A 23766-nucleotide genomic window follows, 5' to 3' on the forward strand; every position below is an offset into this window, starting at 1 on the left:
GTTGACGCTATGAAAAGTGACATGGGCGGAGTGACGGCGGCGCGCGCAGCACTGTGGGTACTGGTTCTGGGCATGATGTGCGCCGGGGCCGGGGCCCCTCGCCAGCATCGGACAGGCGACGATCGCCGTGCCGGAGCGCTGGTCGTCGGCAGCCTGCCCGCCGCCGAACAGTTGGCAGTCGGCCGTACACCGCGCAGCGACCTCATCGGTCTGTGGCAGGGGATGCTGTGGGCAGACGGGTACTCCGCACCATCCGGGGTCACCTGCACGTACGACGAGGCGACGGCGGGCGCCACCCGCGTCTGGCAGAGCAACCACCATCTGTCGCCGGACGGGATCGTCGGCCCGGCCACCTGGTCAGCGGCGGAGGAACGCGTCGCGTCCTACGGCCGCTGGACGGCCTACCAGGGAGAGATCTTCGACCTTCCGCTCCGCATGGACCAGGACCGCTGTTACGAGGTCTACGACTCCGGGCGGTTCCACCGGCTGCGTACCGACGCCGTCACGCTCACCCTCTGCCGCTGACCGGATCGATCCAGCTGTCGTGGAGCCCTACGCCGAGTTGGTGGGCGGCGACGACGACCGTGGCACGCGCCGTACCCGGTCCGCTCCCCACCATCAGCGTGTACGCCCCGCCCACGGCGGCCAGTTGCTGGTCGCCGCCGGTCGTGGCGATCCGTAGTCCCGACGTGGCCGCGGGAGCCTCGACCTCCGCCCAGCTCGCCCGGCAGGCCGGGCTGTACTGCAGCGTCAGCACGCGATCGTACGCCCGCAGCCGGTGGACGACGGTGCTGTCGCGGTCGCAGCCCTCACGGTACGGGTCCAAGCCCCGGCAGCCGTTTGACCGGCACGCGGCGGCCGTCTGGCGCGCCGCACTGTGCAACGGCCACGGCCAGGCCGGTGCTCCGGGAGGAGCGCCGTCCGGCGGGCGGCCCCGGTCAGTTCCGGTGTCCCAGGGCTGGGCGAGCAGGACCGCTGCCAGCAGCGCGCAGGCCGCGGCGGCAGCGGTGAGCACACCCGAGCGCGCCACCGGGAGTCCGCGCCGTGGCGTACCGTCCGCGGCCGGTGCCGGGACGGTCTCCGGGGTGACCGGGGCATCCGCGCGCTCGGCCGGGCCCCTCGTGGCGGGTGCCGGATCAGTCTCGTCGGCCGGGCTCTGGCGTGCCCATGCGTGAGCGGCCGATTCCCACAGGACGCGCAGATGCCCGACGTCGACCTGCGCCAGCCGGCCCAGCGCCGCGACGGCCGGCCAGGGGGGCAGCCTGCGGCCGTTGAGGTAGCGCAGCCAGGAACTGCGGCTGTAGCCGGTCTTCGCGGCGACGGTCGCGGCGTTCATCTCGCCCCGGTCCACGTACTGGCGCAGTTCACGCACCAGCCGGACCACCTCGTCCGGCAGGTCGCCCCGCAGCGGCCGCCAGCGTCCCACTACGGCATCCCCCTTCTCCCGCCCGGCCACTATCTCACGGGCGTCCCGCCCCGCGGCCTGTCCACGAGGCGTCCCCGCAGGTCAGGCGCCGGGCCGTCCCAGGCTTGCGGCACCTGGCGGGCAGCACTGGCCGCACGTCGTGCGGCCGAACCAGACTCAGGGACAGCACACCAGCGGGAACGGCCCCCGGATCGGCCGCCGGTCGATGCGCAACACGCGGGTGCGCACGGCGCTTCATGCACGCTGCGGGGGAAAAGGAACATGACACCACAGGGCAGCTCGCCCGGCCAGGACGAGCTGGAGAACGCGAACGCTTCGGCGCCCGCCACCACTGGTCGGCGCCGCAGGGCGCCCGCCGGCAGAGTTCCGCGCGGGCGGGCGAGGCGGCGGTACCGGGCCGTCGACCGCCCGGCGGTCCCGGAGACCACACCGGCCGGCGATGTTCCAGCCCTGCCGAGGACCGGCGGACGCGGACTGAAAGGCCGTCATCGCGTCGAACTGGGGCCGGTGAGCCTGTCACTGCTCAGGCCGCCCATGCCGCCGGCCGCGGTGGAGATGGAGGGGCGGCACGCCGACGGCCTCCCCCGGATCTGGCACCTCGTCTTCGCGACCTCCGGACCACTGAATGTGGCCCGCGACCAGCGGCTGGTCCGGCTGGAGTCCGGCAGCGTGGTGCTGTGGGAGCCCTCCGAGCGCTTCCGGCTGTCCGCCGGCGCGGCCGGTCTCCCGGTCCGGGCACTGGTCCTGCACATACCCGAAGCCGCCTTGCCGCTGCCCGGCGAGGTGCTGCGCGACGTGTCCGGGCGCCCCGCGCCGACCGGGTCGGGTCCGGGGGCGCTGCTCGCGTCCTTCCTGTACGGGCTCGCCGCACACGCGCCGTCCGCCCAAGCCCGGCACACCGAGTGGCTGGGCGCCGCCGCGGTCAGCCTCGCGACGGCCTTCCTCGACAGTGAGACCGTCTCCCCTCAGGGCGAGCCACTGCCTGCCCACCCCCGACCCGCCCTCTCCGCCACCGATCTGCTGTTACGCGACATCAAGGCGTACATCGAACACCACCTGTGCGACACCGACCTGTCGCCAACCTCCATCGCCGCCGCCAACCACATCTCACTGCGCTACGTGCACCACCTCTTCCAGCGCGATGGCCGCACGGTCAGCGCCTTCCTGCGCGAACGCCGCCTGGAACACTGCCGCGCGGACCTGTCCGATCCGGCCCAGTCCCAACGGAGTGTGTGCGAGATCGCCCGGCGCTGGGGCTTCCGCGACCCCGCGGTCTTCAACCGCACCTTCAAGTCGGCCTTCGGGGTCACGCCGGGCGCGTACCGCGACCAGCGAGTGCGGTAGGGAAGGCAGTCACGGCAGCGCCCTGTGATCGCGGCGGCCGCACCCACTCAGCGGACGGTGAGGGGTTCGCCGCCCGTCCGGGACAGTCTCATGGCCAGTTGCTGGTGGGTCGGCGGGTCGGCTCCCGAAGGGCCCTCACTCGTACGGCGGCTTGTAGTCCGGACTGGTGATGCCTCTGAACGCCGTTTCCAGTTCCTGGGACTTGTAGGCGTCCAGGAGCTCCTGGACGCTGGCGCCGTTCCTGCCGCCAACCGTGTACTTGGTGAGATCGCCGGTGAGCAAGTCGCGGATGGTCTTCTGGTCCGTCGTCGCATCACCGGTGAGGTGGACCAGGTGGTGGGAGGGGTCGCGGATCTGGTTCCGTGTGGCCAGCAGCGCCAGGGTCTGTACGAAGCCCCCGACGAAGAGCTTCTCGTTCATCTGGTCGGCATCGGGAAACTTGCCGGTCGGGATGCCGAGGTTGTCGATGATCGGGTCGTGTGCCGAGGCCACGCTCTGCATGGCGCCCACTGCCGCCGAGAACGCGATCTTGGCAAGCCACCCTTCGGGCTCCAGGGGACTGAGGAACAGGAAGGCCGCGTTCATGTAGCCGCCCTGGAGCATGCTCTTGAGCATGGCGTTGTCGGGCTGCGAATCGTGCAGTGCTTTGAGGAACAGTGCCACGTCCTCGCCGTTCTGCCTGCCCGTGACGTGTTCCCACTCCTCCATGCCGTCGCCCGAGAAGTCGGTCGGCGCCGAGATGCTGTTCAGCAGGCCGGTTCCGTAGAAGTCGCGGACCGGGTCGATCAGCGTTTTCCAGTCGCTGTTCGACAGCTTCGGCGCCCCGCTCCCGAACAGCCCGAGCGACACCTTGTGCATGAGTTCGCGGGCGGCCTCCGGGTCGTGTTCCGAGTTCATCGCCGTCTGGAGAATGGCGATCATCTTGAGGCGGTACTGCCGGTCCCCGTAGAACATCTCGCGGACCTCGGCCGGGGTGAGGGCCTTGGCGAACTGGTAGGCGGCCGACGGGTTGGCCGAGAAGGCGTCGAGCAACTGGGCCTTCTGCTCGGTGGTCATCCGGTACAAGGGACTGGTCGGGCTTTCGGGGCCGCCGACCACGGCCGGGATGCCGATCCGCGCCGTGACCATCGCGGTGGTGCGCGCGCTGACGGCACCGCTGGAGTACGCACTGATCAGGGCCGGGATGCCGCCGAGGGCCAGGACGGTCGTGAGATGCGGCTGAAGGGTCAGCGCGTTGAAGAACCCGGCGCAGAAATAAGGGTCGTTGGCGTGCTTGGCGAGTTCCTCGACGATCGGCCGGGCGGTGTCGGGATGCTCGCGGTCACCGACATCCTGCAGCGGCGTGAGCTTGGCGGCCAGCGCGGCGCCCGCCTTCATCCTCGCCTGGTTCTGCTGCATCAGTCGGGCGTACGCCGAGTCGAGGTCCGACTCCTGAGCCCTGACCAGCCCGCCGTGCCCCAGCGCGCCGCCGTGCTGCGTTGCCTGGAACGCCCGCGCCACATCATGAACGTCCCGGTCGGTGTAGTAGGCCCGGGAGATCGCCACCGCGACATCGGCGTCCAGTTCGACGCAGGGATGACCGGTGTTCTGGTAATCCAGCAGGGCGGGAGTCAGCACGCTCTTGACCCAGTTCTGGAACTCCTGGGCAGCCGCGGTGCAGGTCGCGGAGTATTTGATGAGGTTCTCGGGAATCGCCGACACCATGGACAGGGCACTTTCTCGTCAGTGGCGGGGTTTCTGGGCTTCGGTCAGGACCTGGGCGACCGCGGCCTGGAGCGAGGCCGCGGCCTCCTTGAGTCCGATCAGCGCCTTGTTCTGGTCCGTGAAATCGGTGTCGAAATTCCGTCGCTTCGCCCCCTGCCAGTTGTCGCTCTGCGGATGGCCCAGCAGCGCCTTGCTCTGATCGGTACGCAGCCGGACAAGCTTGTCGAGCCTCGCGATGAGCTGGGTCAACTGCTGATCGAGCCAGTGGGCCGCTCGGGCTTCCGTGGTGTCGGGCATGTCGCCTCATCCCTCTGTGAAGGTCGGTGATCGGTCATCGGTCGCGTCCCGCGCGATGGTTCACGACCGCAGCGCGGCCCACGTCCTGACGCCGACCTTGCCGTCCACCGTGAGGTGGTGCCTGGTCTGGAACCTTTTGACCTCGGTCAGCGTGTCGGAGCCGAAGTCGCCGTCGACGCCAGCGGGGCCGATGTTGTAGCCGCGGGCCTTGAGGATGCACTGGACCTCCTTCACGCGGGAGTTCTTCTGGCCGTAGACCGTGAGGGTGGTGCCGGAGTAGTACGTGCAGGACTTCCACGGCGCGGCGGGGGTGGTCGCCGGCGGCGGGGCCGGCTTGGTGGTCGGGGCGGACGTGGTGTGCGGCGGGGCCGTCCGGGAAACCGGCGGCTGCTGCGGCTGGACCGGCACACCCCCGTCTCCGCCGGAGGAGTTCCCCTGCGCGGCGGGGACGGTCACCGTGACGACGGCCGTCGGTACGCCCTTGTGACCCGACCGCGGCTGCGTGGCCGCCGGGGAGACGTGCGGGGACGCCGTGCCCGTGGAGTGCGACACGGCTCTCGGGCTCGTCGTGGCTGCCTCCTGGTGGGAACCGCCGCCGCCCGACGCCCCGAGGGCGACGGCCGCTCCCGCGACGGCGATCACCACCGCCGCGACCACGGCCAGTGGCCACCGGCGGCGCCCGGTCTTCTCCTCCCGTGGGTCCTCCGGCTTGGTGCGGCGCAGAATCGTCAACTGGTCCATCGGCTGGACCGCCAGCGCCGTCCCCGCCCAGTCCGCGCGTACCGCGATGGTGTCGCCGACCGCGGCCGGCCAGCCCCCGTCGGCGGCGTGCGCGCGTGCGGTCTCGACGACGTCCTGCGGGCTCGGGCGCTGCCCGGGGTCCTTGTCCAGACAGCGGCCGATCAGTGCGGCGAGTTCCTGGTCGCGGCGGGCTACCTCGGTGAGCACCTGCTCGCTGGGCGGGGAATAGATGATCCGGTGGATGACATCGCTGGTGGTGCCCTCGCCGAACGGTGCCGAACCGGTCACGGCCACGGCGAGGACCGAGCCGAGTGAGAACACGTCCGAGGCCGTGCCCACGTCGCGGCCGTCGGCCTGTTCGGGCGACATGAAGGCCGGGGTTCCCAGGTGCTGGCCGGTCATGGTGAGTGAACTGGCGTCCGTGGTGTGCGCGACCCCGAAGTCGATGATGCGCGCACCATCCGGCCCCAGCAGGACGTTGGACGGCTTGAGGTCGCGGTGCACGATGCCCGCGGCGGCAATCGCGGTGAGCGCCTGCCCGATCTGGTGCGCCAGCCGCCACACGACCGGCGCGGGCAGTGACCCGCACCCCAGGACGGCGTCGGCCAGGCTCAGCCCGGGCACGTAGGCCGTCGCCATCCACAGCAGCTCGTCGCGGTCGTAGCCGGAGCCCAGCAGTTCGGCGGTGTAAGTGCCGTGGACCCGGCGCACGGCTTCGACCTCGCGCTCGAAGCGGCGGCGGAACCGCTCGTCCTCGGCGTACTCCGAGCGGATCACCTTGACCGCGACGAGCGACCCGGCCCCGTACGCCCCTTCGGTGTCGGCGTCCCGACCGAGGTACAGCCGTCCCATGCCCCCGCCGCCGAGCCGGGCGAGCACCCGGTAGGGGCCGATGGCCTCCGGGTCGGACCGGCGTGGCGGTTCGGCACCCAACAGTGCCAGGTCGTCCGCGGACAGCTCGCCGGCACCGGTGGCGGCGGGATTCGTCTCGGGCATGCGGCGTCCTCGGTCCTCGTCGGGTCCTCTTCGACCTCTTCGGGTGCCGTCGGCGGCTCTTACGCACCGCCCGCGTGCGAGATGTTGGTGAGGATCTTCTGGACCTGCTGCTGCAGGTGCTCCAGCGACGCCTTCATCTTGTCCAGGTCACCCTTGGCCTGCGGCCACACCTCGCCCCTGAACCGCTGTGCCAGAGGCCCGTCCCAGTGGCCGGGGTCGCTCAGCGTCTGCCCGTGCCCGTTCAACTGGCTGATGAGCCCGGGAAGCTGGTTGGTGATGAGGCTCAGCATCTTCGCTGCTTCCTGGTGAGCCAGGTCGGTCGACTTGACGGTCGCCATTCCTCTTCCTTTCACGGACCATTGCTGTCATCGACATCCTCCGACGCCGCATTCGACTTGTCGTTGACGTCCAGCGCAGACCCGTTGACGCAGCGCGCAGCGTCAACGCGCAGGGAACGTCAGCGCGCCACCTGGACTCCGGTCGCGATGCCGTCGGTGACCAGGTAGCCGCGGCCCGGAATCGGTGCGAGGCGGTCGTGGCGGGGGAGGGTGGCGCCGAGGAGGTCGCCGTCGAGGTCGTGGTCCGGGGCGAGGAGGATGCCGCAGCGGCTGTCGCGCGCCCGCTGCGTCCAGTGGCCGTAGGTGCGGCGCAACGCGTCGGCGCGGCCTGCGGCCACGAGGTGGTGTCCGGGGCCGGCCACGGACAGCCAGCGCTCCAACGCCCCGAGATCGTCCTCGACCGTGTCGGCGTCGTCGATGAGGAGGAGGGTGGGGCCGGAATGCGCAGTGAGGGCCGCTTCAAGGCGGTCGTACTCGGTGACGAGGGCGGTCAGCCCGGGCAGTTCGCGCAGCGGCGAGCGGCGGGGGGCGAACGCGACGACGGCCGGCGGGTCCGCCGCGCCGGTCACCTGGCGGGCGATCACGCACAGGGCGGTGGAACGGCCGGACCGCTGCGGCCCGGCGATCAGCGCGTGCTCCTGCTCGTACAACCGCAGGGCCGAGCCTCCGAGGGTGTCCGCGTCCAGGCCGACCGGGATGTGCCAGGGCTCGGCGGTCACCGCTGCCGGTGCGGCCAGGGCGACCAGGCCGATCTCGGAGGGCAGCAGGCCGATGGCGGGTGCTGTCCGCACAGCGCCGGGCCGACGGGCGGCGCAGGCGGCGACCGCGGCGGCGAGGTCCTCGCCGGGCAGGCCGATCTGGATCACCTGGCGGGTAGCCGCCACGAGCGCGCGCCCGGGAACATAGGTGGGGACGGCGGCGCGCGGCACGTCGAAGTAGCCGTACTCCCCTGGGTCGGCCATGCGCATCAGTAACTTCTGCTGCGTCAGTGCCGCCCACGCGGACGGCACCGCGCCGGAGCGGTCAGCGGTGACGGCGAAGCGGATGCCGACGGCCGGGCCGTCGGCGTAGACGCGGGCGAGTTCGTCGATGAGGTTCATCCCGGCGACGTCCTTGTCGAAGTCCGGCAGCAGCGCCCCGAGGTTGTCCAGGAGCACCAGCCAGTCCGGTGCCGACGGCATCCCGGGCGCGGCGCCGCCGCGTGCCTTGCGCTCGTCCAGTTCCCGGCGCAGCAGCCGGATCAGGCGGATCTGCCGCTCGCGTTCGGCCGGCCCGATGTGGGCGCCGGTGTGGGGCAGTCCGGTCAGCGGCGCCAGATCGCCCGCGCCCATGTCGAGGGCGAAAAGGTGGCATCGCTCGGGCGGCCGGGCGTCGGCGACAGCCAGGGCGAGGGCGGCCAGGGCGGTCGATGTGCCCGATCGGCCGCCGCCGTAGATCAGGACGTTGCCCGCTGCGGGATCCCAGCCGACCGCATACTGCCGCTGCTGCTCGGGGTCGTCGGCCAGAGCGTACGCAGGCAGACCACCCCCTTCGGTCTGCAGCCCGCGTTCCGCGACGGGCGGCAGGTCGGCGGCGGGTACGACGGCGGGCAGGGGGTCCGGCCAGGGCCGGCGCGGCTCGGCGAAGTCAGCCAGTCCCGCTGCGTCCCTGGCGGCCATGACCAGGCGCCGCAGGTCGGTCTCGCCGTCCGGGTCGGCCCCGCCGGGACCGGTGGCGGGCAGGCCCAGCAGGAAGGGGTACGCGCTCACCGGGGCGGTGACGGCCGTCTCCGGGGTGATTCCGGTGGACAGCGCGGTCTGCACGGGTACGACCTCGCGGGCGCTGAGCCGGTAGAAGGCGCGGCCCCACTGCCGACTGCCGATCGCCGCGGCGGCCGGATTGTCGATGACGTCCTGCGAGTCGCCAGCGGACTCCAGCCGCAGGGCGATGCGGAGTTTGACGTTGTTCTTGATCGCGTCGTTGACGGAGCCGGCGGGCCGCTGGGTCGCCATGATCAGGTGTACGCCCAGACTGCGGCCGCGCTGCGCGATGCCCACGAGGGCGTCCACGAAGTCCGGCAGGGCCTTGACCAAGGTGGCGAACTCGTCGATCACCACGGCAAGTCGGGGCATGGGCTCCAGTTCGGCCCGCCCGGTGTCCCGCAGTCGCTGGTAGTCACGTACGTGGCTCAGGCCCGTCTCGCGCAGCAGCCGTTCGCGATGGTGCAGTTCGGCCTCCAGGCAGCGCAGGGCGCGTTCGCTGAGCTGCTCGTCGAGGTCGGTGACCAGGCCGACGGTGTGCGGCAGGGCGGCGCACTCGTCCAGCGCGCCGCCGCCCTTGTAGTCCACCAGCGCGAAGGTGAGGTGCTCCGGGTCGGCGTCGACCGCCATGCTCGCGATGAGCGTGCGCAGCAGCTCGCTCTTGCCGGACCCGGTCGTGCCGGCGATGAGCGCGTGCGGGCCGTCGTCGTCGAGGTCCACGGTGAACAGGTCCCGTTCGGTGACGCCCAGCACCGCTCGGACCCGCAACTCGGGCACCCGCCTCTTCCAGTGGCCGGCCACCGCGGTGCCGTCCACCCGCTCAAGGTCCAGCAGGGGAATCAGCGAGATCCGGTCCGGCAGTCCGGCGCCCTCGATGCGCAGCTCGGGGTCCTCGAACCGGGCCAGCGCCCGCGCGGTCTCCCGCGCTTCGGTCACGGGCACCCCGTCGAGCAGCACCCGCCCCACAGTGGTGCCCAGGGCCACGTCGCGGACCTGCCCGATGCCCTCGGGCGAGGCGATGACCACGGAGGTGCACAGTGCGGGCAGACGCTTGGTCAGCACCAGCGCCCCACAGCGTACGGAGGTGCCCGCGATCAGGTCCCGCAGCAGGTTGGGCCGGCCCTCCAGCAATGTGGCGCCGTCCACCACAACGAGCAGGATCGGACCGGCAGCCGGGCCCGCGGCGGAGGACTCGCGGGGCGGCGCTGCGGCGAGCAGATGTCGGGCAAGCGTCTCGGCCTGCTCCTGGCCGACCGCCACCAGCCGCGTCGTCCCGGACCGTATGTCGGCCCCGTGCGGCAGCCACTTCGTCCAGTCCCATTCGGCGAGCCGGTCGGCGTCGGTGAACACCGCCACCGTGACGTCCGCGGGCCCGCTGCCCACCACGGCCTGGCACAGCAGGGAGCGGGCGACAGCCACGCACGCCTTTCGGTTGCCCTCGAAGCCGACCGCCTCACCCGCCGAGACGCCCACCACCACGGGCACCTGCGGCAGTGCGGACCTGCGCACGAGTACGGCCGCCGATTCCGGCGCCGGCTCGATGGAATCCCGTTCCAGCGGCGGGTCCCAGGGAAGATCGCCCGTGCCGACGACGACTTGGAGGAAGTCCTCCGCGCCCGGACGACGCTCCCAGAGCGCGGTCCCGGGGGCCGCCGCCCGGTACGCCATCTCGGCCGGGTCGGGATGCGCAGCGCGGCGCGCACGCACCTCTTCACCGTGCCTGCGCTCCACCACCGTCTCGAACTCCCCTAGCTGGGAAGCGTATTCACGGCTCCCCCGGCGCAGCGCGGACCTGCCGCGCAGGCGTTCCTCGGCAAAGTTCGCCAGAAACATCAGCGGCGTGAGCGCCGCGATGGCCGCGTAGCGCGGGTCGCCGGTGAACGCGACGATCGCAGCGGCCATGGCCAGCGGGCCGAGTAGAGCCGCGACGCTGAAGGGCGCCTTGTGGGCACGGGTCGGCGGCGCCGGGACCGCGATCGGCAGCGTGTCAGCCGGACGCCCGCCCCGCGGCGGGCGGTTGAACGGCAGCGTCCCACCGGGCCCGGCCTCACGGACGGCGTTGACCCGCTGCACCGGACCGAGCAGGGCCGCGGGCAGCACGCGGAGCTGCAGTTCACCGCCGAGCGAGACCAGGTCGTCGGCGTGGACGGAGACGGCCTCGCGAATCCTGACGCCGTTGACGTCCGTGCCGTTCGCCGAGCCGAGGTCGGTGACGGTGACCCGGCCGTCGGGCAGGACGTCAAATGCGGCATGGCGCCGTGACGCGCCTGAGGCGACGACACGGACGTCCGCTTCCGCTCCGCGACCGACGACAGTGCGCCCCGCCGCCAGCGGGACGCCCCGGCCCGCCTCCAGCCCTCCCGCCAACCGCAGCACGACCGCCGGTTTCCGTAACCCGCCGGCGACCGGCCCGCCGGCACCGGCCACCCGCGAACCGTTCACCAGACCGGACTCGCTCAGCACGGTCTCAGGTGGCAGCACCCGACCGTCCACAGTCAGCACGTGGCCTTGCATACCCACGGCCGCGGCCAGATCGGCGAGGGTGGCGTCCGGCCGACCGAGGCGCACCTCCGCGTCCCGCTCACGCCCACCGTCGACACAGATGATCCGCACCATGCCGCCTCTCCATCAGTCCAGATGACGGGGCGCCAGTCTTCCGCGGCCCGTTCCGGGAGGTCATCGGCACCGCGCGCACAATGATTGACCGAGAGCGCAAGGCGGATCGAGCAGCGGGACGACGTCGACCGTGCGTCGTCGTGGTCAGCCGTCGACGCTCGTCACGGTCCGGGAGCCGCAGGCGAACGGAGTGCCGCCGGAACCGTTCTGTGCGCACACCTTGATGCCCACGCGATCGCCCGGCTTCACGTTGGGGATGTCGAAGTACACCTCTGTGTTGTAACCGCTGCCGTTGCGCTGGGCTCCGACCAGCGTGCCGTTGATCCACACCCACGCCTTGACGCCGACGCCGTCCGAGCACGCGTCGTAGACCCCGACGTAGTCGTCACCGTATTCGCCGTAGTCGATGTACGCCGCCGACCCGTAGCGATAGCACGACGGCGAGGAACCGGCGTCGACGCTGAAGCTGTCGTCCGTCGACGCCGACGCGGGCACTGCCGCCGCCAGCGCGGCTGTGGCGCTGGTGAGGAGTACGGCGCTCACGACCGCGGTGTTCCTGAACAAGTTACGCATACCAACCTCCCACTGTTGACAATCGGACGCGGGGCGGTGCCCCGTCCGTGGCAATGGTGGGAGAGCGGTGACCGAACCACCACGTTGTTCTGGCAAAGCAGACGGATACGGGATACCCCGGCCCTTGACCTGCGGGGACGCAGCGCTCGCGGAGTCCGCTCCGGGACACCGAGGCCAGCGCCCCCGTCGCCCCCACCCCCTGCGGGCGGACCCCGGCCGCAATCTACGCACCTCATTGCGCGAGCCACAAGTGGCGATCCGGCCCCTCGGACCGAGCCGGCCACGGCACCCGGCCCGGGCGTTGTTCCGCCTGGCCGCAGCGGGCTGAACCGTTCACCGTCCGGCGTCGCGGTTCCGGGCGTGATCTCCACCGAGCCGATGTGACCCTCAGACGCGTAGCTGGCGATGGCCGCGGTCGCGGCCTGGACTCGCGGGGCCGGTGGCTCGCCCCCACACGGAAAGGGTCCCGTCAAGGGCACGGCTGGCCAGCACGGGACTAAGACGGCACAGTCGTCCTGGCGGACGCCACCACCGGTGCGGCCACGTCTCCGCGGCAGCGATCGTCCACGACGCCGGCCATGGCAGCACCTCCACCGGCCCCATCGTCGCCGCCGTCCTGAGTGCCTCCTGAACCAGGAGGCACCGAAACAGAGAGCCGGCACTTCACAAGGCCCGTGCTCGGGTTCCGCAGCCGATCCTCTGCGCGGTCCCAGGCCGTGAGTGCCCGGGACCGCCCCCCATCCCAGCACACCTCCTCAAGAGCCGACGTGGTTTTGACACCGGATGGACATCGTTCGTGGCCCGCGAGAGCACGCACCGGGACCCGACTTTCATGTCGTCCCGCCCTCGAAACCCCGCCTTCCACCGCGCCAGTCTGCCGAGCGGAACAACACGCACGCCACGACCAGTCGGTGATCACACGAGTAGGAACTCAGTCATGCCGGCAAGCGCCGGGTAGCAGCCCTTGGTCTGCACGGCGAACGGGGACTGCCCACCGATACCGGCCCGGTTGGGGCTGAAAGCCGCCGCCGAGACCAACCGCCTGGGCGCCACCGCCCGTAGAGTCCTCCTCGGCCGCCGAGTTCGGCGAGACCTGATGTCCGCCACAGGCAGAAGTGTGGAAAGGGACGCGATGCTCCGCCGTAGCGCGACACACACCAGAAGATCGGCCCTGATGGAAAGCGACACGACCTGCGGGGGACACGATCTCTGCTGACACAAAGCGCAGTGAGCCCGGACCGGCCGTACGGGATCTGGTCCGTCTGTCCGACGCCTGGGCCGGCCGCCCGGATCTGTTCGAGGCGTTTCTGGGCGGGTACGGCAGGTCCCTGACCGTCGCCGAGGAGGCCCGCCTCGTCATCGACGCAGCGCTCGATTCCGTGAGCGGGATCTCGTACGGCGCCGCCCACGGCGACCCCGAGCTGGTCGAACGCGGCCGGCGGACCCTGGCCCGCCTACGCGCCGAGCACCGTGCCGCCCTCGCACCGACAGGAGATGCCCCGTGAACGCCGGCACGGCCCCCACCACCGCGGCCGAGCCGCGCGAAGCCGCCGGGCTGCCGCCGGTCCGCGCGGCAACCCCCGCTGACGCCGAAGCCATCACCCGGATGCGCTCCGAACATGTCCTGTCCGCACCGTTCACCGAGGACTGGGTCCAGCAGTGCGCGGACGAGCTGGCACCACGGCTCACGCCGGAGGGAGACGCCCGGGCCTTCGTCGCCGACGCCCCGGACAGCACCATGGCCGCCTGCGCCCTCGGCCTGATCCACCCCGTGCTCCCGGCCCCGGCCTACCCCCGGGGCCGGGCCGCCCGCGTGCAGCTGGTCGCCACGCACCCGGACCACCGGCGAAGCGGTTACGCCCGGGCCGTCGTGTCCGCACTCCTGGACCACCTCGCCGCCGTTGAGGACGTCACGCTGTTCGAGCTGCACACCAGCCCGGAGGCCGCGCCCCTGTACCGGGAACTCGGCTTCAGCGGCAGCCCGGCGCTGATGCGGATGACCCGCCACCGCCAACTAGATGGTGCCGCGCCCGGTGCGCAGCCGGAATCGACGTGGGTGCCGCCGCAGCAGTACGCCGACTCACTGCCCCGGGCGGCCGCGTACGCGTGCCTCTACGTAACGGACGAGGACGACCGGCCCCTGCAATTGCATTCCGTCTACTCCCCCGGCCACCCCTGGCACATGATCGGCGGCGCGATGGATCTGGGCGAGCGGCCCTGGGACGCGGTGGTGCGCGAGTGCCGGGAAGAGACCGGCATGACCGCCGCGGGCCCGCCCCGGCTGCTGGCCACCGTGTACGGGCAGCCCCGGGAGAGACGTCCGTACAGCACTCTGCAGCTGATCTCCGACGGCGGTCGCCTGACCGCTGAACAGATCCGGGGCATCACCCTCAACCCGCGCGAGCACGACGAGGCCCGCGTCCTGCCCCTGACCGAGTGGGAGGCCTTGATGCCGGCCCGCGATTTCGTGCGGCTGCGCGCCGTGGAGGAGGCCCGCCGCACCGGCGTGGCCGCATACGTCGACACCTGGGGGAACGCATGACCGCCGGCAGCATCGTCTTGATGTCCGACCGGCGGGTCGCCGCGATCCCTGTCCAGGAGCGCGGCGAGGTCCTCCTCGACGCCCGCGTGCACGGCCTGATGGTCGACGACCGCAAGGAGGACGCTGCGGGCGCCTGGGCCCACGTCCGCCAGGGCGTGCTCCAGCGGCTCCAGCAGGCGCAATCGCTGCTCCCCGGCGGTGTGCGGTTGCTGTTCATCGAGGGCTACTGACCCCCGTCCCTGCAGCGCCGGTACTTCGAGGAGTACTCCGACGAGCTCGCGCGCGCCCATCCGGACTGGCAGGCCGCCGCGATCCGGGAGGCCGCCAGCCGCTTCGTATCGCCTCCGGAGATCGCGCCGCACTCCGCCGGCGCAGCCGTCGACGTGACACTCGTCGACCATCGGGGCCGCGAACTGGACATGGGTACCCGGGTCAATGCGTCGCCGGAGGAGTCTTCCGGCGCCTGCTACACCGACGCCCCCAACCTGAGCGCCCGGGCCCGCACGAACCGGGCCACCCTGGGCGGCGCGCTGTCCACCGCCGGGTTGATCAACTACGGCACGGAGTGGTGGCACTGGTCGTTCGGCGACCGGTACTGGGCGCTGCAGACCCAGCAGTCGGCCGCCCTCTACGGCCCCGTCGAACTGCCCTGACACCGCCTTTCACGAACGAGGAGCGACCTGTGGGATACACCCGGACTAACTGGTCCGAGCACTACAACACCGGGCAGGGCTTCCGGCGTCTCGGGGACGAGGAGAAGGGCCTGCTCGTCGAGCACGCCCCGGCACCCGAGGGCGGCCGCGCGCTCGACATCGGCTGCGGAACCGGCGAGCTGTCCGTCTACCTCACCTCCCTCGGTTACACCGTCGACGGCGTCGACTTCGCCGAAGGCGCCCTGGAGCGGGCCCGCGCCGAGCACGCGGAAACGCCCGGGGTGCGGTGGCTGTGCCTGGACGTAGGGAACGACGACTTGGAGCCGCTGGCTGGGGAGGGCTACGACCTGATCACCCTGCGCCTGGCCGTCGCCTTCTTCCCCAACCCCACCGCCACCCTGCTGCGCCTTGCAGAGTTGCTGACCGAGGACGGCCGGCTCGTCGTCATCACGCCGACCACCGAGCACACGCCCGCCGAGCGGCGCTACATCGCGCTCGATGAGGACCAGATCGCGGTCCTCACAGACCCGTTCAGCGACACTGCGCGGTACACCGCAGACCAGTTCGCCGTCCTGGTGCTGGGCAAGAAGGCCCGTCCCGGACAGGCTGTCGAGCGCACCCACCCTCCCGAGCCGCACGCGGTCTTCGGCGCGGCTGCGGTCGTGGTCGACGACCAGGGTCGCGTGCTGCTCGGCCGCCGCCTGGGTCGCACACCCGCATGGGAGCTGCGCTGCCCGCGATCGGCGACCTGTTCGCCCCAACAGCGCAGGCTCTGAACGCTGTATGGCCCGGCATCCTCCCCGAGGCGCCGCCAGCCATCGCCTATCGCGTTGCCGCCGATGAGCCGGCCGTGCCCGGAGAGCCCGCAGAGGCCGGCCGGCTGCGCGATGCGATGGCCCAGACCGTCATCGACGGCGGCTGGGCCACGTCCCCCGCAGTGCAGCAGGCGCTGCGGTCCGTGCCCCGCCACCGGTTCGCGCCGGAGGCACCGCTGTCCACGGCGTACGACGGCAGCGACCGGGCCGTGGTCACCCCCGCGACGGGACGGGAACGGCGATCGGCTCGATCTCGGCGGCGTGGCTCCAGGCCGACATGATCGAGCACCTCGGCCTGCCCCCGGGAGCGGCCGTGTTCGAGGCGGGATCGGGCGGCTACAACGCCGCGCTCCTCGCGCACGTCGCCGGGCCCGACGGGCGGGTCGTGACGGTCGACATCGACCGGTGGGTCATCGACCGCACGCGCCGATTCCTCGCCGAGACCGGCACCGGCCGCGTCGATGTCGTGGAGACGGACGGATCCCTCGGCGCGCCGGCGCGGCTCGTGCCCCGTGGCGGCTTCGACGCGAGCGTCATCACCTACAACTGCTGGGACATCGCACCAGCCTGGCGCGAGCAGCTGGCGGAGGGCGGCCGACTGGTCCTGCCACCGGAGCTCGGGGGCTATACCCGGGCCATCACCTTCGAGCGGCGCGGCCAGGTCCTGTACGCCCGTCACTTCACTTACTGCGGCTTCGTCCGCAACCAGAGCCAGCAGGCCCGCACCATTCCCGTCGCCCCCTTTCTCGACGGCGAGCTGACGCTGCGCTTCGAGCACGGCACGGACACCGACACGGACGGCCTGGAGGAGGCGCTGCGCGGCCCGCGGCGCGAGGTCGCCACCGGCGTGCTGATGGGCCCGAACGTCTTCTTCGGCTCGCTGCAGCTGTACGCCGCCACCACCGTCCCGCAAGGTGTCACGTTCGGCAGTCTGGTCGCCCACACGGATGCGGGCGTCACCAACATCGCCAAGGACCGAGACGCACCTGCGATCGTCGACGGTCCCTCCCTGGCCTACCTCAAAGCCGTGCAGATCCGGGACGGTAAGCAGCCCGAGGACAAGCAGTGGGAATGGTTCGCGTACAGCTTCGGCAGCGGAGGAACGCAGCTGGCCGAGCACCTGGTAGCCACGCTCCGGGCCTGGGACCGCCACGTGCGCACCGAGGACAACGACCAGCACGTCGACCCGGTCCTGACGGTGCACCCCGCGGGCACGCCCGACGATCAGCTGCCCACTGGCAACGTCCTGGACAAGGAGCATTGCCGCCTGGTTGTCCGGTGGCCCGGACGTGACGCACCGCCGGAACGCCCTGTTGAGCAGCGCGCGACCGACGCAGCGCCGGAAGCGGTGTGACGTGGAGCCATCACTGCGTGAACCGGTTGCGCAGGAGCAGATCATGGCGGTCACCGGCACGCTGGCGCTCGCGTACGGACTGCACCCGACAGAAGTAACGCGAATCCCGCAGAGCACCTCGACGGACAACTACGCCATCGTGGACCAGACGGGCCGTCGGTACTTCGCCAAGGTCTATCGCGCTCGGGATCGCTTGGATCTGGAGCGGGCGTCGGTGGAGCTGTCCGAGTACGCCGCCGACGCAGGAGTCGCGACCGCACGGGCAACCCGCACTCGCGAGCACAAACTCCTCGAGACTCGCGGTCGCCTTCCGATGTCCCTGTGGTCGTACGTGCCGCACACGGAGACTGCCGAGGGCAACCTGATTGGTGCACGGTGGGCAGCGGTCGACACAGCGATGGGCCGCCTCCACAACCGACTCGCCGCTCACCCCGCCGCCGCACCCACCCTGCAACCTGGTACCGCGGTGTGCGACGTGGCCGCCGCGCGTGACCGCTTTGAGAGTCTGATTCCCGCGTTCCAGCACACGCCCAGGCTTGGGGAGTTCGAGACGTGGGCGCTGCAGGCGGCGCGTGAGCGACAAGCCCTCCGGGGGGACATCGAGCGCACCCTCGCTTCGCTTCCACAGCTGACGGTCCAGGTCCTGCACGGCGACCTGGCCGGTCCCAACGTCCTGCTGAAGAACGACGAGGTAGCCGCGTTCGTGGACTTCCGACCTCGCACACCCCGGTACCTCAGCTGGGAAATCGCGCGTCTTGGCTGTGACCCCAAGAGCGTGCTGGCCAACAGTGTGGAGAGCTGGCTCACCGGATACACCGATCTCGCCCTGGCCTACCGAGACGCCAACCCCAAGGTGTCCGCAGACGACCTCTTGTCCACGCTTCGTGTCGGCTGCGCCGCCATGCTCTGCTCGACCTCTCCGTTGGCGGCACCAGTGGAACGGCCGCACATCGTCGACGCCGCACTTGAGTCCTACGGGCACGCGCGGCACGAGGCAGCTCTGCTGCTGCTGGGCCGGCTACCTGTCCTGGAGGAGGCCCTGCGTGACGCTCTTCTCTGACTTCATGACCCCCATGGCCGGCGCAGCTCTGAACATGCGCACATCGGATCTCCGTGCCAGGCAAGCAGGTGGGCGATCTGTAGAGCGCGTACCGCACACACGGATCCTGTCGACCGCCGGGAGACAAAGTGTCTGACTCTGACGAATTGATGCCAGAGAACGCCGTGTCGTCCACGAAGCCGTCCCTGCTCGGCGTGTTCGCTCATCCCGATGACGAGAGCCTCCTGGCCGGTGGTGTCCTCGCCCAGCACACCGCCGCGCACGCGCGCACCGCCGTCGTCACCATGACGTGGGCGCCCGACAGCCCGCGGGCTCCCGAACTCGCCGACGCCTTGCGGGCGCTCGGCGCGGGCGCCCCTCGCATGCTCGGATACGGCGATGCCCGCAACCCGCAGGGGGCCCCCGGCCGTCCCCGGCTCGTCGACGCACCGCTCGACGAGGTGGTCGCCGTCCTGGTCCAACAGATCCGCTCGTTCCGCCCCGACATCGTCGTCACGCACGACGCCCTGGGCCAGCTGACCGGTCACCCTGACCACCGGCGCACCCACCAAGCCGCTCTCCTCGCCGCTCAGGACGCGGGGCTCCCGCACCTTCACCCCGAGGCCGGTGCGCCCTGGCAACCGCGCGCCGTGTACTGCGCCACGCATCCCGAGTCCGGTGTCGGCGAGCTCAGGCCGCTTCTGGAGGCCGTCGGCAAAGCCGTGCTCGCGGTGCCGGACGCGTACGCCACCACCAGCGTTGACGTCACCCCGTGGCTGGAACAGAAGTGGGCAGCGGTCCTCGCGCACCGAGGGGAAGTCGCCCGCGAACGGCCACTGCCCGGCATCCTCGCCCGCCTGCCCGAGGAGACCCGGCGCGACATCATCGCGACCGAGTACTTCACCCGGCTCTCGACCGGACCCGCCCCCGACAGCCCGCACCGGCTCACCACCTGACGGCGGCCAACCACCTCTCCCCTTCCCCGGGCCCGACCGGACCCTTTCCTGATCGGAGAGTCATGACCACCACATCAGTTCCCAGCGAGCTGCCAGGCACCCGCATGAGCGACGAGGCGTACGGCGCCCTGCGGGCCTCGGCCGCATTGTGGGCCGGGACGTCCGTGCTGATCACCAACCAGCTCGGGCAGGTCCTGGTCCAGCACGTCGACTACCGCGACACATGCCTCCGGCCGGGCGGTGCCATCGACAAGGGCGAGTCCCCCGCAAACTCGGCGGCCCGTGAGCTCATGGAGGAGCTCGGGGTCACCGCCCCCGTCGACCGGTGCCTGGCCATCGACTGGATCTCCCCCGAAAGCGTCAGCGTGCCTGCCGTCATGCGGTTTCCCGGCGAGATCCTGCACGTCTTCGACGGCGGCACCTGGGACAACACCCAGATCGGCGAAATCCGGCTGCCCCCGAGCGAGATCACCGCGATCGACTTCGTAGAACCCGCGCAACTCCCCGACCTGCTCTCCCCGCCCGACGCCCGGCGCGCCCTGTCCGCGCTGCGGGCCCGGATCAACTCCGCCGGCACGGTACTCCTGGAGAACGGCCAACCCATCGCCCCCCACGGTCCTGGACCGCCTCGGCGTTCTGAAGACCGCCCGCCCGACCTACCACTACCCCTGGCACCCTGGACCGGCCCCACACGACCTCCCCGTCGCACAGGTGTGGGCCTGTCTGTTCACGCCGGACGGACGCGTCCTGGTTCTCCTCGCCCCCCACACAGGAGTCGCCATCCTGCCTGGCGGCACGCCCGAGAAGCAGGACCAGGACGACCCCGTAGGTACCCTGCGCCGCGAAGCCGAAGAGGAGGCAGCAGCCCGCTTCGGGATCCCGCTGCACCTTGGACACGTCAGCGACCCCGCCGAGCGGCGCGGGTATCTGCGTTACGCCGCAGCGCTCACAAGCGTCGACCCTGCCAGGCCCGACCCGGCCACCGGCCACACCTACACCCGCATTTTGGCCACGCCTGAACAAGCCAAGGACCTCTTCGACTGGGGCCCGGCGGCCGCCGACCAGCTTGCCGCAGTCCATCAGGCTCGCCGGCAGCTCGGACTCCCGCAGGCCGCCCCCCAACCCGTTACCCAGTTCTCCGGCCCCGCTGCCTGGTAGCTGCCCGCCCCCGTCCTCGGCGCCTCGGCATCCGGTGGTGGCACGGAATCACGTCGGCCCCGATCCGGCTCCACGCCTGGGTGCAGCCCATGGACGGCGCCGACTTCGCCGAGCCGTCCTCGACCCACGTCTACACTCCCGTGCTCACCGCCGGAGACCGCCATCGCCCGGCCGAACACGAGGAACTGACCCGCCAGCCTGGCTTCATGGTTGTCCGGCTCCGCAAACGGCACCCTGGAATTGAAGGGACTCGCTGAGGCAACTGCCGCAGACGCGCATCCGGTGCGTGGAGGCGCGGTTCGGCGGCCGTGAAGTCTGCTACTGGTCGTAGGCCCACCTGTGGCCGGTCTGGCGGTATTGCTCGACGGGGATGGGAGCGACGCCGGTTCGCATCCGTGCGGTGTAGAGCATGCCGTTCAGGTGGTCGATCTCGTGGTCTTCAGGGTGCGGTCCAGGCGCGGGGCCGGCGCGGCGAGCAGGGCGATCATCTCGTCGCGCCAGCGGCGGACGGTGGACTCGGGCACGTTGTTGCCGCCGGCCATGTCGGCCAGACGCTGGTCGTGGCGCAGCACGGCCAGGACGATCACCGCGATCTTCCCCGGCGGCAGGACCCGCCACCTGGACCGAATCGCCTTCAGATGGCGTCGAGCAGCTCGGCGAGATGGCTGACGGTGCGCGTAGACAGCGTCAGACGGCACTGGTAGACAAGCGAGCAGGTGTCCTCGGCGCGATCATCTGCATTCGTCACACAATTCCAACGGACGCCGGGGGCACCCCGGTTACGCCCGTGCCGAGCCGTTCCGAGTGATGGCGTTCCAGGTCACAGGCGGGTAGTGAACCGGCCGTCGGGTAGTTTCCGCAGCCAGCCGCGATCGACAAGTCTGACCAGCTTGCTGCGCAGCGGTTCCAGCTTGGCCCGCACGCTGACATCCACTCCCAGCATCTCGCCGACCTGCCGGGCCATGACCGGTCCGGCGGCCGCGCCGGGCCGGACGGTCCCTTATCCCGCCCCGATCAGCGGGTCCTGTGTGCGCCCCCGTTTACGTGCAGCACCTGGCCCGTGATGTGACGGGCCCCGGGGGAGGCAAGGAAGGCAACCGTGGTGGCGACGTCCGCGGGGGTACCGGCGCGGCCCGTCGCCGTGGCGGCGACGAGGGTGGTGCGGCGGGCTTCCGGGAGGCAGTCGCGGAAGAACTCCGTGTCGGCGATGTAGCCGGGCGAGACAACGTTCGCGGTGATGCCGCGTGGGCCGAGCTCGCGGGCCAGGTCCAGGTTCCAGGTGGCGAGCCCCGCCTTGGCGGCCCCGTAGGAGCCGGCACCCTGGTCGGCGGCGATCGAGCCGATGTGGACGACCGCGCCGCCGGGGGCGAGCCGGTCGTCCAGCGCCCGCGTGGTCAGTGCGGCACTCACCAGGTTCGCGTCGAGGTTGGCGCGGAAGTCCCGGGCGTATGCGGCCAGGTCCGTGGCTCCATCGCTGTCGAAGTCGGTGTTACCGCCCGCGTTGTTCACGAGGACGTCGATCCGGTCCGGCAGCTCCGACAGGAGGGTGGTGAGCGCCCGGGGGTCGGTGTGGTCGCACACCAGCGCGCGTACGCCGGACTCCGCCGCCAGTTCATGGAGCGGACCGGGGCGGCGACCGGTGACGATCACCGTCTCACCCTGCTCCGCGAAGAGCCGGGCAGTCGCCCGGCCGATGCCTGTTCCGCCACCGGTGACCACGATGGTGCGTGTCATATGCTGACTCCGATTCTTCTTCATTGAGGTCTAAATTTAGATCTAAAAATACAGGACGGAGTGGGACTGTGGCAAAGGAACCCCAGACGGCGAACGGCGAGGACGGTGCGGGGCGCGCTTCCGCAGGGGATATCGCCGCCGCATGGGAACGCGAACGCCCTGGCACTCCGGCCGACTCAATCGGGATCGTCACGCCCATCTGGCAGCTCGCCAAGCTCTTCGGCGACGACCGGCGCCGGGTGCTGGCACGCGCCGGGGTGGACTCCGCGACTCTCGACCTGCTCAGCGTGCTGCGCCGCAGCGGACCTCCGTACACCCTGAGTACCCGCGAACTTGGGCGGCGCGCCCTGGTCACGGCAGGAGCCATTTCTCAACGAGTGGCCCGTGCCGAGCGGGAGGGCCTGGTGACCCGGCAGCCCGGCACCGGGCGCCCCCGTACCGTCCAGGTCGCCCTGACCGCGGCCGGGCACGATCTTGTCGAGGCCACTGTGGACCAAGTGCTCCTGCGCGAGGTTGAATTGATCAGAGGGCTGACTCCCGACCAGCGGCACAGATTGACGGAACTGCTCCATCTCCTGCTGACGGATGTGCAGCAGCGCATCGGCGACGACCGCATCACCCAGGTGGGCGGCGAGGAGTGACGAGCGCCCGAGCCATCGGGAAAAGGTACCCGCGCAGTTCCTCCATGTGGCCGCACCTGTTGGAGCCTGCCTCCGAGGCGCGGAAGGGGACGTTGGGCCTTGCCCCCTGATGTTGGACACACGAGACACTGGATCCTGAGGATCTGAGAACAGACATCTCGTGGTCATGAAGAACTATCCGTCGGAGTTCAAGGCGAACGCGGTCGCGCTGTACGAGTGGCGGGCGGGTGCGGGGCGGCGGGGCTCTTGAAGGTGGCGGCTTCCAGGGCCCGAGGGGCCAGGCGTCCGCGCGCTCTGCCCGCCGGTTATCCGCCGTCCGTGATCCGGATGACGGTCTTGCCACGGGCGTGGCGGCCGGGGGCGAACGCGGCGGGTGCCTCGGCCAGCGCCCTGACCTCGCCGACGATCGGCTCGAGCCGTCCGTCCCTGAGCCGCTGGACCAGGTCTGCAAGCCGGGCGCGGTCGGGCTCGACAACGAAGAAGACGGCCCGGCCGTCCCGCGGACGGACCTCGGGCGGCGAGACGATGGTGACCAGCGTGCCCCCAGCCCGCACCAGCACGGCCGAGCGCTCCTGGACCTCGCCGCCGATCACGTCGAGGACCAGATCGACCTCCCCGACGCCCTCCAGCCGATCGGCCTGCAGATCCACGAAGGCATCCACGCCCAGCCCGACAGCGGTGTCCCGGTCGCCGGCCCGGCCCGTGCCGATCACCCGCGCCCCCGCCTCACACGCGAGCTGCACCGCGATCGACCCCACACCGCCCGCGACCCCGTGGACCAGGACGGTCTGCCCTGCGGTAAGCCGGCCGTGGTCGAACAGGGCCTGCCAGGCGGTCAGCCCCGAGATCGGCAGTGCGGCGGCCGCCGTGTGGTCGACGTCCGCCGGAAGCGGGGCCAGATTGCGAGCCTCCACCGCGGTGTACTCGGCCAGCGAGCCGTCCCGGGTCCAGTCGGCCAGCCCGAACACCCGCTGGCCCACCGAGAGACCGGTGGTGCCGTACCCGAGTTCGGCAACGACGCCCGACAGCTCGTGTCCAGGCACGCTCGGCGTCCGGTCGCGCCCGGCGCGATCCGTCCACGTTCCCGGCCAGGCGAGTTC

General features: G+C 71.2%; 22 protein-coding genes and 2 pseudogenes. 13 read left to right on the forward strand and 11 right to left on the reverse strand.

Annotated features, from left to right (window positions below; genetic code table 11):
* Positions 1 to 9: 9 nt before the first annotated feature.
* Entirely contained in the window at positions 10 to 525 is a 516-nt protein-coding gene (locus ACFVT1_RS38600; protein ID WP_389804841.1) for a peptidoglycan-binding protein, read from the forward strand.
* Here ACFVT1_RS38600 and ACFVT1_RS38605 read toward each other — a convergent pair.
* Entirely contained in the window at positions 509 to 1426 is a 918-nt protein-coding gene (locus ACFVT1_RS38605; RefSeq protein ID WP_389804844.1) for a DUF2690 domain-containing protein, read from the reverse strand. The genes ACFVT1_RS38600 and ACFVT1_RS38605 overlap by 17 nt on opposite strands.
* Positions 1427 to 1687: 261 nt before the next feature.
* Between ACFVT1_RS38605 and ACFVT1_RS38610 the strand changes: the two genes are divergently transcribed.
* The gene (locus ACFVT1_RS38610; protein ID WP_389804846.1) at positions 1688 to 2770 is read left to right on the forward strand and encodes an AraC family transcriptional regulator; all 1083 of its coding nucleotides are present in this window, start codon (positions 1688 to 1690) and stop codon (positions 2768 to 2770) included.
* A gap of 135 nt (positions 2771 to 2905) precedes the next feature.
* Here ACFVT1_RS38610 and ACFVT1_RS38615 read toward each other — a convergent pair whose 3' ends face one another.
* The 6 genes from ACFVT1_RS38615 to ACFVT1_RS38640 form a co-directional block, all read right to left on the reverse strand.
* Positions 2906 to 4474: a hypothetical protein gene (locus ACFVT1_RS38615; RefSeq protein WP_389804848.1), complete on the reverse strand. Its 1569-nt coding sequence runs from the start codon at positions 4472 to 4474 to the stop codon at positions 2906 to 2908.
* A gap of 18 nt (positions 4475 to 4492) precedes the next feature.
* The gene (locus ACFVT1_RS38620) at positions 4493 to 4771 is read right to left on the reverse strand and encodes a hypothetical protein (RefSeq protein WP_389804851.1); all 279 of its coding nucleotides are present in this window, start codon (positions 4769 to 4771) and stop codon (positions 4493 to 4495) included.
* Between the two features lie 60 nt (positions 4772 to 4831).
* The gene (locus ACFVT1_RS38625) at positions 4832 to 6508 is read right to left on the reverse strand and encodes a protein kinase (RefSeq protein WP_389804852.1); all 1677 of its coding nucleotides are present in this window, start codon (positions 6506 to 6508) and stop codon (positions 4832 to 4834) included.
* 59 nt (positions 6509 to 6567) lie between these two features.
* A complete protein-coding gene (locus ACFVT1_RS38630; RefSeq protein WP_389804854.1) occupies positions 6568 to 6846 on the reverse strand; it encodes a hypothetical protein in 279 nt (92 codons plus the stop codon).
* A 119-nt stretch (positions 6847 to 6965) separates the two neighbouring features.
* Positions 6966 to 11201: an FtsK/SpoIIIE domain-containing protein gene (locus tag ACFVT1_RS38635; protein ID WP_389804856.1), complete on the reverse strand. Its 4236-nt coding sequence runs from the start codon at positions 11199 to 11201 to the stop codon at positions 6966 to 6968.
* Between the two features lie 144 nt (positions 11202 to 11345).
* The gene (locus tag ACFVT1_RS38640; RefSeq protein ID WP_389804858.1) at positions 11346 to 11774 is read right to left on the reverse strand and encodes a hypothetical protein; all 429 of its coding nucleotides are present in this window, start codon (positions 11772 to 11774) and stop codon (positions 11346 to 11348) included.
* A gap of 1379 nt (positions 11775 to 13153) precedes the next feature.
* Between ACFVT1_RS38640 and ACFVT1_RS38645 the strand changes: the two genes are divergently transcribed.
* From ACFVT1_RS38645 to ACFVT1_RS38690, 10 genes and pseudogenes are all read left to right on the forward strand, one after another.
* Positions 13154 to 13279, forward strand: coding sequence for a hypothetical protein (locus tag ACFVT1_RS38645; protein WP_389804861.1), 126 nt, complete (start codon positions 13154 to 13156; stop codon positions 13277 to 13279).
* Positions 13276 to 14316, forward strand: coding sequence for a GNAT family N-acetyltransferase (locus ACFVT1_RS38650; RefSeq protein WP_389804864.1), 1041 nt, complete (start codon positions 13276 to 13278; stop codon positions 14314 to 14316). The genes ACFVT1_RS38645 and ACFVT1_RS38650 overlap by 4 nt, the downstream gene beginning before the upstream one ends.
* Positions 14313 to 14969: pseudogene (locus ACFVT1_RS38655) on the forward strand (M15 family metallopeptidase). Before ACFVT1_RS38650 ends, ACFVT1_RS38655 begins: the two are co-directional and overlap by 4 nt.
* A gap of 29 nt (positions 14970 to 14998) precedes the next feature.
* The gene (locus tag ACFVT1_RS38660; RefSeq protein WP_389804866.1) at positions 14999 to 15745 is read left to right on the forward strand and encodes a class I SAM-dependent methyltransferase; all 747 of its coding nucleotides are present in this window, start codon (positions 14999 to 15001) and stop codon (positions 15743 to 15745) included.
* Positions 15746 to 15819: 74 nt separating this feature from the next.
* Entirely contained in the window at positions 15820 to 16065 is a 246-nt protein-coding gene (locus ACFVT1_RS38665) for a hypothetical protein (RefSeq protein WP_389804869.1), read from the forward strand.
* Positions 16062 to 17138, forward strand: coding sequence for a hypothetical protein (locus ACFVT1_RS38670; protein ID WP_389804872.1), 1077 nt, complete (start codon positions 16062 to 16064; stop codon positions 17136 to 17138). The genes ACFVT1_RS38665 and ACFVT1_RS38670 overlap by 4 nt, the downstream gene beginning before the upstream one ends.
* A 43-nt stretch (positions 17139 to 17181) precedes the next feature.
* Positions 17182 to 18198, forward strand: coding sequence for a phosphotransferase enzyme family protein (locus ACFVT1_RS38675; protein WP_389804875.1), 1017 nt, complete (start codon positions 17182 to 17184; stop codon positions 18196 to 18198).
* Positions 18199 to 18347: 149 nt separating this feature from the next.
* Positions 18348 to 19133, forward strand: coding sequence for a PIG-L deacetylase family protein (locus tag ACFVT1_RS38680; protein ID WP_389804877.1), 786 nt, complete (start codon positions 18348 to 18350; stop codon positions 19131 to 19133).
* 104 nt (positions 19134 to 19237) lie between these two features.
* Positions 19238 to 19606: pseudogene (locus tag ACFVT1_RS38685) on the forward strand (NUDIX domain-containing protein); the annotation flags it as partial.
* Positions 19607 to 19844: 238 nt separating this feature from the next.
* On the forward strand, positions 19845 to 20291 hold the full coding sequence (locus tag ACFVT1_RS38690) for an NUDIX domain-containing protein (protein ID WP_389804880.1): 447 nt from the start codon (positions 19845 to 19847) through the stop codon (positions 20289 to 20291).
* Positions 20292 to 20707: 416 nt separating this feature from the next.
* Here the strand turns inward: ACFVT1_RS38690 and ACFVT1_RS38695 are convergent, their stop codons facing one another.
* The 3 genes from ACFVT1_RS38695 to ACFVT1_RS38705 all read right to left on the reverse strand — a co-directional run bounded on the left by ACFVT1_RS38695 (position 20708) and on the right by ACFVT1_RS38705 (position 22025).
* Positions 20708 to 20878: a hypothetical protein gene (locus ACFVT1_RS38695; RefSeq protein ID WP_389804883.1), complete on the reverse strand. Its 171-nt coding sequence runs from the start codon at positions 20876 to 20878 to the stop codon at positions 20708 to 20710.
* A 233-nt stretch (positions 20879 to 21111) separates the two neighbouring features.
* Entirely contained in the window at positions 21112 to 21255 is a 144-nt protein-coding gene (locus ACFVT1_RS38700) for a hypothetical protein (protein ID WP_389804885.1), read from the reverse strand.
* 50 nt (positions 21256 to 21305) lie between these two features.
* A complete protein-coding gene (locus tag ACFVT1_RS38705; protein ID WP_389804887.1) occupies positions 21306 to 22025 on the reverse strand; it encodes an SDR family NAD(P)-dependent oxidoreductase in 720 nt (239 codons plus the stop codon).
* 68 nt (positions 22026 to 22093) lie between these two features.
* Here ACFVT1_RS38705 and ACFVT1_RS38710 point away from each other — a divergent pair, with 68 nt between their 5' ends.
* Positions 22094 to 22666 carry a MarR family winged helix-turn-helix transcriptional regulator gene (locus ACFVT1_RS38710; protein WP_389804889.1) on the forward strand — a complete coding sequence of 191 codons (573 nt, stop codon included), beginning with the start codon at positions 22094 to 22096 and terminating at the stop codon, positions 22664 to 22666.
* 305 nt (positions 22667 to 22971) lie between these two features.
* Here the strand turns inward: ACFVT1_RS38710 and ACFVT1_RS38715 are convergent.
* On the reverse strand, positions 22972 to 23766 hold a 795-nt coding region (locus ACFVT1_RS38715), incomplete at its 5' end, for an NADP-dependent oxidoreductase (protein WP_389804891.1).

Source organism: Streptomyces sp. NPDC057963 (assembly GCF_042887155.1).
Taxonomy (GTDB): Bacteria; Actinomycetota; Actinomycetes; order Streptomycetales; family Streptomycetaceae; genus Streptomyces.

Excerpts from the sequence above, each read along its gene's own strand:
- ACFVT1_RS38705 (WP_389804887.1), bottom strand. The coding sequence starts at position 22,025 with ATGACACGCACCATCGTGGTCACCGGTGGCGGAACAGGCATCGGCCGG.
- ACFVT1_RS38625 (WP_389804852.1), bottom strand. The coding sequence starts at position 6,508 with ATGCCCGAGACGAATCCCGCCGCCACCGGTGCCGGCGAGCTGTCCGCG.
- ACFVT1_RS38640 (WP_389804858.1), bottom strand. The coding sequence starts at position 11,774 with ATGCGTAACTTGTTCAGGAACACCGCGGTCGTGAGCGCCGTACTCCTC.
- ACFVT1_RS38610 (WP_389804846.1), top strand. The coding sequence starts at position 1,688 with ATGACACCACAGGGCAGCTCGCCCGGCCAGGACGAGCTGGAGAACGCG.
- ACFVT1_RS38670 (WP_389804872.1), top strand. The coding sequence starts at position 16,062 with ATGATCGAGCACCTCGGCCTGCCCCCGGGAGCGGCCGTGTTCGAGGCG.
- ACFVT1_RS38630 (WP_389804854.1), bottom strand. The coding sequence starts at position 6,846 with ATGGCGACCGTCAAGTCGACCGACCTGGCTCACCAGGAAGCAGCGAAG.
- ACFVT1_RS38680 (WP_389804877.1), top strand. The coding sequence starts at position 18,348 with ATGCCAGAGAACGCCGTGTCGTCCACGAAGCCGTCCCTGCTCGGCGTG.
- ACFVT1_RS38600 (WP_389804841.1), top strand. The coding sequence starts at position 10 with ATGAAAAGTGACATGGGCGGAGTGACGGCGGCGCGCGCAGCACTGTGG.
- ACFVT1_RS38675 (WP_389804875.1), top strand. The coding sequence starts at position 17,182 with ATGGCGGTCACCGGCACGCTGGCGCTCGCGTACGGACTGCACCCGACA.
- ACFVT1_RS38700 (WP_389804885.1), bottom strand. The coding sequence starts at position 21,255 with ATGGCCCGGCAGGTCGGCGAGATGCTGGGAGTGGATGTCAGCGTGCGG.
- ACFVT1_RS38620 (WP_389804851.1), bottom strand. The coding sequence starts at position 4,771 with ATGCCCGACACCACGGAAGCCCGAGCGGCCCACTGGCTCGATCAGCAG.
- ACFVT1_RS38635 (WP_389804856.1), bottom strand. The coding sequence starts at position 11,201 with ATGGTGCGGATCATCTGTGTCGACGGTGGGCGTGAGCGGGACGCGGAG.
- ACFVT1_RS38615 (WP_389804848.1), bottom strand. The coding sequence starts at position 4,474 with ATGGTGTCGGCGATTCCCGAGAACCTCATCAAATACTCCGCGACCTGC.